This window comes from Flavobacterium sp. UBA4197 (assembly GCF_002379575.1).
Classification (GTDB): domain Bacteria; phylum Bacteroidota; class Bacteroidia; order Flavobacteriales; family Flavobacteriaceae; genus Flavobacterium; species Flavobacterium inviolabile.
The window spans coordinates 1-11,453 of the sequence record NZ_DFUB01000030.1; the positions used below are offsets into that span (position 1 = coordinate 1).

Annotated in this window: 7 protein-coding genes; all 7 read right to left on the bottom strand. The window is 42.9% G+C overall.

Going from position 1 to position 11,453, the window contains the following annotated elements:
* Positions 1-256: 256 nt before the first annotated feature.
* Complete coding sequence (locus B3394_RS15300; protein ID WP_286926618.1) at positions 257-661, bottom strand: hypothetical protein; 405 nt, start codon at positions 659-661, stop codon at positions 257-259.
* Positions 662-1,074: 413 nt separating this feature from the next.
* Positions 1,075-3,288, bottom strand: a complete 2,214-nt coding sequence (locus tag B3394_RS15305; protein ID WP_286926621.1) for an OmpA family protein — start codon at positions 3,286-3,288, stop codon at positions 1,075-1,077.
* 21 nt (positions 3,289-3,309) lie between these two features.
* Positions 3,310-4,224 (bottom strand): PorP/SprF family type IX secretion system membrane protein, encoded by a 915-nt coding sequence (locus B3394_RS15310; protein WP_177735270.1) that lies wholly within the window; start codon positions 4,222-4,224, stop codon positions 3,310-3,312.
* 63 nt (positions 4,225-4,287) lie between these two features.
* A complete protein-coding gene (locus tag B3394_RS15315; RefSeq protein ID WP_286926623.1) occupies positions 4,288-5,508 on the bottom strand; it encodes a gliding motility-associated C-terminal domain-containing protein in 1,221 nt (406 codons plus the stop codon).
* Between the two features lie 42 nt (positions 5,509-5,550).
* Complete coding sequence (locus tag B3394_RS15320; RefSeq protein WP_286926625.1) at positions 5,551-7,017, bottom strand: thioredoxin-like domain-containing protein; 1,467 nt, start codon at positions 7,015-7,017, stop codon at positions 5,551-5,553.
* Positions 7,018-7,190: 173 nt separating this feature from the next.
* Positions 7,191-9,257 carry a hypothetical protein gene (locus B3394_RS15325; protein WP_286926627.1) on the bottom strand — a complete coding sequence of 689 codons (2,067 nt, stop codon included), beginning with the start codon at positions 9,255-9,257 and terminating at the stop codon, positions 7,191-7,193.
* A 213-nt stretch (positions 9,258-9,470) separates the two neighbouring features.
* On the bottom strand, positions 9,471-11,453 hold a 1,983-nt coding region (locus B3394_RS15330; RefSeq protein WP_286926629.1), incomplete at its 5' end, for a hypothetical protein.

Consider the following 11,453-nt stretch of genomic DNA (forward strand, 5'->3'; position numbering starts at 1 on the left):
TACCTGTTTACCGGGCAGTTTTTTTGTGGGTTTACACAAAAAACACCCGGTGCAGCAAAAGGCTATTCCTGTTGCTGTTTGTTTTGGTTATATGGGGAGTGATAACCGTATGTTATTTTAATGGGGAGTGTATGTTGTTGTTTTACAACAGGATAAACATAAAACTTTATTTTGAGATATACAAATAAAATTTAGAATAATGTTTAAAAAAAACAAAATACTGCGCTATAGTTATTACATTTCTACAGGTATTTTTTTAGCGGAGGTTTTTCTTATTCCGGTAATAAAGCGAAAAAGGATGTCCCAACCGCAGCAGCAGCAAGACCAAAAGCAGTAAGATTCCTTCTGCAACCGCCGCTTTGACATGGTCTTCCAGCAAATAGAAACCGCTTATGACCACAAATCGTGAGGCCATTAAAAAACAGCCCCATACAAATGCAGCCGGAAACAATATTATAACAGTATTTAAAACGGTCACGATTCCCAATACCATAATCCCCTCAGTAGAAAAACCACATTCATAAAAAATGGCAACCAGGCCGGGCTTTCCGGTAATCAGGTCAATGCCTTTGAACAGTTCTTCAATTACTAAAAATACCGTGAGCAATATGCTGATATACCGCCCTAATTTCCCCGTTACCCTAACCCTTTTAGCTTCCATATCAATCTCTTTTTTCGTATTGCTACCTGTAATTCCTTTTTAAACGTCATGTTATAACCAACCACCTTTATTAAAAGAAGGGGCATAAAGCCCCTTCTTTAATTTACCACTGGTTGCAGTCCCGTGGTAAATCCTAAAAACCAAAAAAAACTAACTTCCTGCTAAAGCTATTCACTTTGTGTGACCCTACCGGTCAACACTATTCTTACTAAGATCTCCAGTATGCTCATAAATATAGCACCTCTTCCCTGTCACGTTCTTCTAAGATCACATCATACTATTATGGCCAAACAAATTGATTTCTTAAACCCCCATTAAAAAACCGCGATGGCACCATAAATCAAGACAATGCAGGAAAGAAGGCTATATCAAAACAACAGATTGGTAAATCTTACTAATACAGTCTATTTTATTTATTCTTTTTCCGGTGCCTGATCTTTCAGGATAATAATGAATTCCGAACGCCGGTTAAGCTCGTGTTCGGCTTCTGTACATTTCACACCATTACCGCAATTGTTAATCAGCTGTGACTCTCCATAACCGTCACCCCAAATTCTTTCCGGAGAAATCGCACCTTTATGGATAATATAATCGATGGTCGCTTTTGCCCTGTTTTTGGAAAGCCTCATGTTAAAGTCATCCTTCCCTCTGCTGTCTGTATGCGAACGGACCTCAATGGAAATACTCGGACGGTTCTTAATCAGGTCAATCACTTTATCCAGTTCTTTTTCGGATGATTTCCGGATGCTGTAGCCTCCGTAATCAAAATAAATCGGATTCAGTTTTAGTTTTTCCGTAAGGTCATCCCCTTCTTTCAGGGTTACGACCTTATCGTCCACAATTACCGACAGTTCGTTAAACAAGGCTACCGATATTTCTTTGCGTTCTGAAATTTTCACGCCGTCCACAAGCACTTTCTCGGAAGCATATCCTTTCTTTTTAAACAGGAACGTATGGTTTCTGAGCGGTGGCAGATCCAGTGTATATTTTCCGAGCGAATCCGTTAAAACCGTTTTGATTTTTTCATTCCGTTCGTTGAAAATAACCACGCTCACGCCGGCTATCGGCTCCGTTGTCATGCTGTCTTTTACCGTACCGAAATAAACGGCATTCAAGTTAAACGGAAAGCGGATCGGCTTGTTTTCCAGAAATTCATACAGATCATCATCGCCGCTGCCACCCGGTTTGTTCGAGGTAAAAAAGCCTCTTTTTGTTTCGTTGTCAATCACGTAGGCAAAATCGTCATAGACCGAATTAACCGGTTCGCCGATATTGACCACCACATAGGTACCGTTACTGTCTTTTGCCGCAGCAAAAATGTCCAGACCGCCCATACCGGGATGCCCGTCTGAAGCAAAATATAATATTCCGTTATCGTCTACAAAAGGAAAGGTTTCCCTTCCCAGTGTGTTGATCTTGTCGTCCAGTGCTTCCACCTTTGATTCCAAACCGCCACCTTTTTTCCGGTTCACTACATAGATATCGGTATTTCCCATCTTATTTTTCCGATTGGAAACAAAAAACAACTGACTGTCGTCCGGGCTTAGAGCCGGATGTCCGGAAGAAGCGCCATCTACATTTATCGGATACGGAAGCTGCACAATATTTGTCCAGACCCCGTTGATTTTCTGTGCCTGATAAAGTTTTAGCTGACTGACTTCCTTTTTATTTTTTCCGGCTGTTTTTTTGTTGTGATACAATTCCAGACGGGTAAAATACATCATGGTGCCGTCTTTCGTAATTACCGGTGTACTCTGGTGGTACCGGGCATTAATATCGCCGGGCAGCTTCTTTTCATTTTCCAGTCTTCCTTCATTGTTAATCGTTGCGGTATATAATTTCAGGAACGGCTTTTCGTTCCAGTTGTGTTTGCGTTTGATAAAAACACCGGAATCTTTTGCTGTTGCATAGATAATTTCCTTGTATTTGGGCAGCTGCTCAAATACTTTTACCGGTACATCTTCCTTATTTTTATTTTTTGCAGCGGTTTCGCTTCTTGCGGCCAGGGCACGCTCGTCGTCATCCATTCGCTGCTCTTTTTTTTCTCTGGCTATTCTTGCTTTTTCTTCTTTTTCAAACTGGGCAATTTCTCCCGCCTGCTTTATGGTTTCTTCGTTGGGTACTAAAGCCGCCCCCATATCGGACAATCCTGAATTTATCTTTGCTTCTGTTATTTCATCATATCTTCCGGACTGTTCCTGTATTGCAGCCATATATTCTTTCAGCCGCCATTTTTTAGCCTCTTCCTCTTTTCCCATTTTGGAATAATAGGTTTCCATAGCCGTTAATGCCTGGGAATAATCCTGATTGGCGCGTAACGCCTGCGAATACCTGAAATAGTATTCCGGAGCCGGTGTTCCACCCAGGTCCATTAGTTTGGTATACCATTCCAGGGCTTTGGTATAGTCCGAATTAAAATAATAGGTATCGCCCAAACGGCCGTATACTTCTTTGGTCGTATAGCCTTTTTCAACCAGTTGTCCGTATAATTTCCGGGCTTCAATAAAGGAAAACTCCTCATATTTTTTGTTGGCTTTTTCCAGTCTTTTATCCTGTTTTTGTGAGAATCCGACAGTACTGCTTAAACCGAAAAGTAAAACCAATACCAGATTTCTATTTAATATCATATCTATTGAATTACATGTTAGTTAGAAAAATCTTGGTGACATCATTCTGGCTTTAAGAGGCGAAATCAAATCAAAGCGCAGGAAAATTTCATGCGATCCGGAATTGTATTTCCCCAGTCTCTCGGTATCAAAATCATAGGCATAGCCAATATTCAGTCCTCTCGAAATCTGAAAACCTGCCATACCGCTCACGGAGGCATCCCAACGGTACGCCACTCCTAAAGTGAATTTTTCATTAAACAGGAAATTGGCCGAAATATCTACCGCCAGCGGAGCACCGTTAACGGCTTTAACCATTGCTGCCGGCTTGAACTGAAGGCTTTCATTCAGGTCAAAAACATACCCTCCCATCACATAAAAGTGCATTTTTTCTGTCGCTACCGAAGTTTGTATATCGTCATAGAATTCGGTTTCCAGAAAACGGGGAACCGATAGTCCGGCATACCATTTTTCGGCATGAAAATAGGCTCCGGCTCCAACATTCGGCGACGTCTGGTTGATCACTCCCCGCAATTCCGAATCGGGATTGTCGTGAATGGTCAGCCGGTTATAATCGACTTCCAAAAAGTTGCCGGAAACACTTATCCCTAACGACAGTTTTACCGTAGCGGACAGTTGAATCGGATAGGAATAACTGGCCGATACCGTTGTTTCTTTCGATACGCCAATCTGATCGTTAACTACCGAAAATCCCAATCCCTGACCACTGGCCGTTATGGGGGAATGAATCGTAAACGTACCGGTTTTAGGTGCGCCTTCCAGCCCTACCCATTGGGTGCGATACAGTCCCAGTATGCTCATTACTCCCCTGGTTCCTGTATAACCGGGATTGATATTCATTGTATTGTACATGTATTGTGTGTACTGCGAATCCTGTTGCCCGTAACTATTCATACCCATTACAGCGATTAACAGCAGCATAATATTTTTTTTCATAGGTTTCTCTTTTTGAATCCGGAATACAGTATATTCTTGCTTCTTTACTTTTCCCGGAAACAGTTAATTTATCTGTAAATAGCCCACCCTGTCTTTGGTTCTGCCCATTAAGGTGACATATTTCAGCACATAGAAATAAGTGCCCGTTGGCAGTTTCTCTCCTTTATTAATTGTTGTTCTTCCTTCTGATATACCCCAAAACCAATTGTTATTAATTCCATACGCCTGCGTATCATATACTTTCACACCCCATCGGTTATAGATTTCCAGCGAGTTATCCGGAAAATCGGCTAAACCGTCAATAAAGAAGTAATCGTTCATCCCGTCGCCATTCGGGGAAACCCCGTTGTAGATAACGATGTTGTCCGGTGTGTCTTCATAAACCCGTGCCAGCGTGAAAATCCCGTCATTTCTGATGGCTGCCGTTACCGTTTTATTAGCCGGATCTACTGCCGACGGATAGAATTTCCATTCGGCATCCGCTACGTCCCAGCGCACAATGGCGAATACCGTATCCGGGTTTCCGTTAATAAAGGTTGCCGGAGTAGTATTTTCATTCCAGGTTAAGGTTAAAGCCAGATCAATACTGGTTTCCTGGCTTTCAAATTTCCAGTATTCCGTTTTGTCGATCTGCTCGATGATGGATTGCCGCTGGTTGTTCGGATATAAAGCATCGGAACCTTCCAGATAATAATGCCCTTCGAAAGTATTGCCGGGACTACCGCTGCTGCTAATGGCCATCGGTCTGAAATAACCGGCATCGCCAAAAGGGAATTCAAACGCATTGTTGCCTTTCCGCCCTACGGTACCGTCCACAAAACTGTCGTCGCTCGTATTGCTTTGGGTAGCCTCTGCTTCAAAAACAATTTCCCCGCCGGAACCGTCAACATCTACAATGCCTTCATAGAAATCTGCATTTCCGGCTATGGAGATAGACCCGGTGAGCAGAAAGGCCGGCTGTATGGTGTTATTGTTAAAAAGCACACTGTAAAATTCACTGGGCAGCGAGCCGGAAATGGTCTGCGCGCCCGAACTGCTTTCAAAACGGGTAAATCCCGAATTGGATAAAGGCGTAAAGGTGAATAAGCCGTCATTATTGAAATTACCATGAAGTATCAATTCACCGTCATTTACGACATCACCGGTTACTTCATTGTCAAAATCAAAATGAGTTGAAAAAACCGTTCCCGGATTGATTTTCAGATCACCGGTATTGATGGTCTGGGCAGCAACACTGCCGGTAAAAAAAAGTGATAAAATAACGGCACTTAAATAAAATTTCATTCTGTTATTTTTTAAAGTTAACTATCATTATGTCCTATCTGACTAATTGTACGGAAGGCTTTCCTCCAGTTCGATCAGATCATTCGGAATACTTTTAATTTCATTGGTTTTACTGTCCAGCAGTACCATTGTCAGGGTTTGATAGACCACATAATTTCTGGCAATTTCATTTGAAACGCCGCCATCAAGCACCAGCTGCACCCAATCCGGATTAGCGGTTATAACATTGTTTCTTAAAGGAATGGCTTCCTCATCTTCGTCAATATTAATGGCGATGATTTCCAGCAAATCACTGTTCTTCTTTAGCCTGGTAAAGGAAGCCATTTCCCTGATCTGATCCAGACAATGTCCGCAGCCGGCCAGCCAGAAAACAATCAGCCGGTACGGTTTTGTGGGCAGGGTTGTGTACAACTGGAATTTCGGACTCATGTAATTCGACCGGGGCTCTGTTCTGGAAACAAAATCCGGCGCTTTATCGCCCACATTCAAATACTTGGATCCTTTCAGTTTTAACCGGACCAGTTCCACATTGTTTACCCAGCAATTCCCTTCCATAGCTACTTTTTCAATGTAGGCCATCGCTCTGGGATATTGCCCCCTTTCAATGCCTTTATATAAAAAATCTACTGCCCAGCCGTATACCAACGGATGCCCGGCATATACTTTTCCCACGATATTGCGGGAAACTTCCAGCACCAGGCTGTCCTGAACATCATAATCTTCCGGATACTGCAACGTAAACAGGTCGATATAGTTCTGGAAATACTTTGACAGCCGGTTGGTGGTGACCAACAGCGGATCTTCAAAATCCATATTGTCAAAATACTGTTCCACAATACTGTCCGGAATCCTGATTCCTTTTTTATCAAAACGATACTCCGGATACCGGAAAAAAACATACAGATGCGAAACATACAGTTCCCGGTGCCTTGCTGCTTCTTTTTTAATCCAGTCATTGTATTCCGCTACCGCCTGCCGGTATTTTTCATACGGCTCCTGAGCCTGTCTTTCTTTTACCGGTTTTGTCTTCCCTGCAAGCACGTGTTCCAGTGCCTGTATGGCTTCCACTCTGTTTTCCTGCTCTTTTAAAAAACCGGAAAAAACCGGGTTTTCCAGATCGGACATTTCAAACTGTAAAAAAGCACTTCCTAACGGGTCTATCACGATATTCAAAGCTTCTTTTACAATTAAAAAATGCATTTTCTTCTTTCGGACATCTCCTTTTGTTTTCACATATTCCGTTTGGAGTATCACCTCTCCGGGCAGGTATTTATCGGGTATCCTGAAAATCTCTTTCTTTCCTTTCGGAATGGTTTTACCGGAGATAATCTTTTTCTGCCCGATGCCGTCCTGGACCAGAACGGTAATACTGATGCTGTAACCGGAGGCCAGCGTGATGCTTAACGGGATCTTCTTTTCCTCTTTTTTAACAGCAGCATTCACTTTTATAAAAAAGGAGGTCAGACAGACGAAAAGCATCCAAAACGTTTTTTCCAAAGAAGAGGTCATAATTATTTTTTAGTTAGTTAGCCTGAATTAAAGTATTGTTTTGGGTTTACTTTACCGGAACTTTCCATCTTCCTGTTGCCCGCCGGATTTATAGCAGTTGCTCCTCACAACCGGGTACTGTATTGACAGCCCGCCGGAAGAGCAACGCTTTGCTCTGATTCCATTAAATTCAATTAAGGAATCAAATAGCCTGAATCTGTATTTTCCTGAACATATTTAATTGCCCATGCCCATGTATTTGCATAAAGTAAACTGTTGTATACTGTGGTTCCCGGAGGAGCATAGGCCTTTGGCTGCGGTCTGCCGCTTGCATCAATTTTAGCCGGATAATTATATAAACTTTGATGGGTTGAACTTCCTGACGCCCAGACTCCGTCTCCGCAGTAGAAGAATCCTAATGTATTATGTTTGAATGCAAATACACCTGCCAATGTCGGATGAATTGCCAGTGGTGCTACCGTTGCCGGCAGTCCGCTTATAATGTAATTACGCTGGGCACTTCCATCCTGACCTAATTTTAATCCCTGAATATTTCCGAAAGGACCGTTTAGTATCGGATCGGATACACTTGTAACAGTTGCCGAAATAGAACCTCCTCCCTGCGCATTAATGGTTGTCGAAGCTCCACAGATGGTGTTTACCAAATTCTGCTCCTGTGTAAAATTGCTTTCATTTGATGCATAGATCAGTACTCCTTTTTTATTTTTGACAAAATTGTTCAATACTGAAGTCGTTTCCGCTGAAGGGCTATATCCTGTTCCTACAATAACAATATCAATATTATAAGTGTTGATAGTGCTTTTCAGAGAATATCCCTGGTTTGTACCGCCATTAAACAAGCTTATTCCCTGAACCGGTACCGTTCCGCTTGGTCCGAAATTTACCGTCGACATTAGTATTTCTTTTGGTGAATAGCCTGTTTGCGCTGTTGCCGGCTGTCCTAATCCTATTCCTAATCCCAATACCCGCATTGTACGGTACATATTGGTAAAGGCAATGCTTTTTGTACAACTGGCTCCGGAGTTACCCACACCGCTTACGGTAAACAGAAACGAACCTGCCGCCACCGGTACACCTGTTGCCATGAGTGTTACCACCTGGGTTCCTACCGTTGAAAAGGTTCCGCTTCCGGAAAAAGAGATACCGTTAACCACATCAGTAGAAATGGTATAGCTTCCAACGCTGGCAACCGTTACCGGTACTGTCATTTTGTTGGCCGCTGTCATTGCGGTTCCCGTCATATAACTGCCGCTTACCGTAATACCGCCGCAATTGATGGTATAGGATACCGGTGGTACCGCTACCGTAATGTTAACCGTACAGCTACCAGCTGTAGTGGCACTTCCGGTTAGCGTTACTGTATTGGCTCCCGGAGCTGCCGGAGTACCGCTTCCCTGTAGCACAACCGTCTGGTTGCCTAAAGTGGTAAAGTTACCCGAACCGCTAAACGAATAGCCGTTTACGGTATTGGTACTGATCATATAATTACCCGCTGCGGTAACATTTACCGTTAGCGTTAGCGTATTCGAAGCATTCAGCGCCACACCCTGTACATAGCTTCCCCCCACCGTTATTGAAGGGCAAAGCATGGAAAATTCTGTAGCAGCCGGAATCACGGTAATCGTGAATGTACAGGATTGTACCACATTATTGATCGAAATCGTCACGGTTTCTGTTCCTGCCGCTACCGGTGTTCCTACCCCCTGTAACGTTAAAGTATAAGTCCCGGTCGTTGGAAAAGTCCCGCTTTTTTCAAAATAAAAGCCATTGGCTGTTCCTGTTATTTCATAGGTACCCGGCTGGGTTACCGTTACCGGAACCGTTATAAAATGGGTCTGGTTTAACGGTTCGCCCGCTTTATAAACACCCTGAACCGTTACGGCGCTACATTGTGCTACCGCTAAATTTGCCTGTGGCAGCGTACCACACATACTCAGCCAGGTATGTATACTTTCCTGATAATAATTATAACAGTTGGTTGTGGTATTGAAAATCGTCAACCCGTTAATCAGCGAGCTCGTTGGAATAGCATCCCTTTCTGCTGTTGTCATACGGGACAGCAATACTCCTCTCATATTACTTTCTACCTCAAATAAAGCGCCCGGTGCCGGATTACTCGGAGTGCCCGGAACACTGTTATCTCTGATTTTAATACCAACCTGTCCTGAGACTGTCAAACTAATCAGCCCGATTAGCAAAACCAGAATAAAATTTGATTTTATAGTATTTAATTTCCTCATAATATATGTTTTATTCATACTCCTTCTTAATTATATGGTTTGAAAAACAAACCGAAACAACAAAAGCGTCTGCCTCTTTTTCTGCTAAACTGCTCATTCCTATTCCATCCGGCAGACTCTTCACCGTTGTTGTTCTATCCGGATATTCTTTCACTCCGGGGAACCAGTGTTATTACCAACACCAGTTTCCCCAAAATGAAAAACTACCTCAAATCACATTCCTAGTTTTGTCAGCTTTTTTTCAAGGCTGTCCATTCTTTCCTGCAATGCTTTTATCTCCTGATCTTTGGCATCCAACTGTCCCTGCTGCTCAATAATGTGCAGGTACAATTCTTCGATTTTTTCCAACGATTGTATGGAAAGTTCCGAGATGTTAAAGGAGTATCCTTCTTTTGTTTTTTCCAACTTCGTGATTGGAGTAATGCCCGGCAAGTGTCTGTTTTTGTTTATAAATGCCTTCGTTTCTTCCAGCGATTTGAATTTGTAATCTGCTTTTAGATCGGAAGCACCATCAAAATAATCTTCAAAAACATAATCGGCATAGTATCCGTTTGTCGTGGTGATCGCCCCGTTTACGCGCAGCTTTTCATTTAAAGAGCCGGACGGCGCGGCATGTCCGATACCAACCCAACCCATAGTATACACATCTTCCATATTGGATGTTGCACCAATGCTGTTCGTCACACTAAACCACGGTTCTTTTATTAACGGTCTTAAATCAAGTACATTGGTTGTTCCGTCTTCATCTTTATAATCCAGACTGCCAGCCCCGCTATTACCGGAAGCGTTTACCGTTAATGTGGTTAAGGTTTCTGCATCGCCCACCAGATCCTGCATTGCCAGTTCGTTTGCCGTACCCGCTTCATCCGTATACACCAGTTTATGTGTTGTGTCGTTGTACGCTAATGCTGTTACCGTTTCATTGATGTTTGTTGTGGCACCGTCTTCATCCGTATAAACGGCAATCTGGTGCCCGGGAACAGTACCGGTTATGGTTGTGGTGGTCTCTTCGGCATCGATAATCTGGGTAATTTCATTTACAAACTGCTGATTTGTTACCAGGTTTGAAATAAACGTAGGATTGCTCGAAATAGCCGTTACCGGCATCGCTACCGCTACCGCCTGGTTATCGGTCAACGTCAGGTTATCATTGGTAATCGCTAAACTCTGGTTGATGTTGTTTGTATCCAACCCGTTTATTAAAGCCGTCAAGTCAATTACTGTATCCTGATTATCTTCATCCGTATAGGTCAGCGTACCGTTTGCTGAACTGTACACTAAAGTGGTTAAGGTTTCTGCTCCGCTTACCAGACTTAACAGATTCAGTGTATTAGCAGTACCATCTTCATCCGTATACGTTAGTGTATTAGCCGTTGGGTTATACGTCAAACTGGTCAGCGTTTCCTGATTCTGGATAATTGTTGTCAGGTTTGTAATAAACTCTGAGTTCTGTGTCAGGTTATCAATAAAGGTATTGTTACTGGCAATATCTGCAACCGGCATCGTTACTATCACGCCCTGGTTATCGGTCAAAGCCAGGTTATCATTTGTATCGATTGCCAAACTCTGGTTAATGTTGTTTAATCCTTCCGTGGTAATAATATTCGTAATATCATTGATAAACTCCGAATTTTGCGTCAGGTTATCAATAAAGGTATTGTTGCTGGAAATATCCGTAACCGGCATCGTTACTACCACACCCTGGTTATCGGTCAGAGCCAGATTATCATTTGTATCGATTGCCAATGTCTGGTTGATGTTATTCGTGTCCAGTGCGCCTACCAAAGTAGCCAGATCTATTACTGTATCATGATTATCCTCATCCGTATACGTCAGCGTATTCGCCGTTGAATCATACTCCAAATGGGTCAGCGTTTCCTGACTCTGGATAATCGTTGTCAGGTTTGTAATAAACTCTGAGTTCTGCGTCAGGTTATCGATAAACGTATTGTTACTGGCGATATCCGTAACCGGCATCGTTACCACCACACCCTGATCATCGGTCAAGGCCAGGTTATCATTTGTATCAATTGCCAACGTATGGTTGATGTTGTTCGTGTCCAGTCCACTTACCAAAGCTGCCAAGTCAATTACTGTATTTTGATTATCTTCATCCGTATAGGTCAGTGTATTGGCCGTTGCGTCATACTCCAAATGGGTCAGCGTTTCCTGATTCTGGATAATCGTTGTCAGGTT

What these genes read in the sequence shown, in the direction of transcription:
- B3394_RS15305 (WP_286926621.1), bottom strand. Translation starts at nt 3,288, where the DNA reads ATGATATTAAATAGAAATCTGGTATTGGTTTTACTTTTCGGTTTAAGC.
- B3394_RS15310 (WP_177735270.1), bottom strand. Translation starts at nt 4,224, where the DNA reads ATGAAAAAAAATATTATGCTGCTGTTAATCGCTGTAATGGGTATGAAT.
- B3394_RS15325 (WP_286926627.1), bottom strand. Translation starts at nt 9,257, where the DNA reads ATGAGGAAATTAAATACTATAAAATCAAATTTTATTCTGGTTTTGCTA.
- B3394_RS15300 (WP_286926618.1), bottom strand. Translation starts at nt 661, where the DNA reads ATGGAAGCTAAAAGGGTTAGGGTAACGGGGAAATTAGGGCGGTATATC.
- B3394_RS15320 (WP_286926625.1), bottom strand. Translation starts at nt 7,017, where the DNA reads ATGACCTCTTCTTTGGAAAAAACGTTTTGGATGCTTTTCGTCTGTCTG.
- B3394_RS15315 (WP_286926623.1), bottom strand. Translation starts at nt 5,508, where the DNA reads ATGAAATTTTATTTAAGTGCCGTTATTTTATCACTTTTTTTTACCGGC.